Origin of the sequence: Pseudoselenomonas ruminantium, from assembly GCF_900104055.1 — a bacterium.
In the GTDB taxonomy this organism is placed as follows: Bacteria; Bacillota; Negativicutes; order Selenomonadales; family Selenomonadaceae; genus Selenomonas_A; species Selenomonas_A ruminantium_C.
In genome coordinates this window covers 1-1,036 of sequence record NZ_FNJQ01000071.1, presented here as the reverse complement: position 1 = coordinate 1,036, position 1,036 = coordinate 1, and the positions used below count along the sequence as shown (strand labels likewise).

Genomic DNA, 1,036 nt, shown 5'->3' with positions numbered 1-1,036 from the left:
ATATGTTTGGTATTAGCAACAAGGGCTTACGGCTCTTGCCTTAATAACAATTTTACATCACGATATGGAGTTTACACAGAATTTGGGACAGCCTCCTGCCGTATTGATAATACGAGCAGCCCCTCTTATGGTTCATAAAGCTTCACGCAGCAAATTCCTTTACATACTGTATAAGCTTGCTTTCATCTTCATCCATCATTTTATCCGGTACATATAAGAGAATGCCTTCGTCAATAGCACGAGCCTCCTCTGAAACATAACGGCCATCTTTGGTCATAAGTGCTACGTCCAATCTGTCTACAGATATCATATGCTCCCCACTGAGATTGGGGAAATCCAATTCAAGCAATCTCGCTGGATATTCCATTCCAGCAAAACTGACGGTCATTTTTTTCATGCCCATATAATCCTATCTCTTTCCGCTGCGCTTCTTATAACAATACATCACATGCAGCCACTCTTGGAGTATGTATCCCCGCCTACTCACAAGATCCTCAGTTACGCTGCGCTTTCTCTGGTCTATCCGTTTCCTTCTTCGTAACAGGTCTTACGCTCTGCTTTCTCAGCATATCGATAAGCCGGGCAGCGCTTCCCGCATTAAACTTTTTGGGCATCTCTTCAAATCTTGCCACACACATTTTCTTGCATCTCCTCACATCTCTATCTTTGATACGTCTCTTGTCGACAACAGTCTCTATAACATATCACATACAGCGATAAAACCGCAAGGTCTTTTTTCCTTCCCTTAACCCAATGTGCATTTTCACAGTCAATCAGATATATTTATGTAAAAAATTACAGTATCATCTGCAGTGTAATGCCATATAATAACACACATAGCATTGAGCGGCACTTTCCTTTCCCCAATCCCCATTGGATAGTACCGTCAGCGAGCTTCCCCAGTTCGCGATAAATCAATAAGCCCTGACTAGTCTCCCCAAATATGGTGTGCTCCCCGTCAAGTGGACAGGTAAAAAAATAAAAATATTCATTGCTGCTCGCAACTAATGCGAGCAGCTTTTTTCATGCAGCTCCA

At 42.5% G+C, this 1,036-nt stretch carries 2 protein-coding genes; both read right to left on the bottom strand.

Going from position 1 to position 1,036, the window contains the following annotated elements; translation table 11 throughout:
* Positions 1–142: 142 nt before the first annotated feature.
* Positions 143–403: a hypothetical protein gene (locus BLQ59_RS15520; protein ID WP_256324706.1), complete on the bottom strand. Its 261-nt coding sequence runs from the start codon at positions 401–403 to the stop codon at positions 143–145.
* Positions 404–494: 91 nt separating this feature from the next.
* On the bottom strand, positions 495–632 hold the full coding sequence (locus BLQ59_RS16125; RefSeq protein WP_176756838.1) for a hypothetical protein: 138 nt from the start codon (positions 630–632) through the stop codon (positions 495–497).
* Positions 633–1,036: the final 404 nt, after the last annotated feature.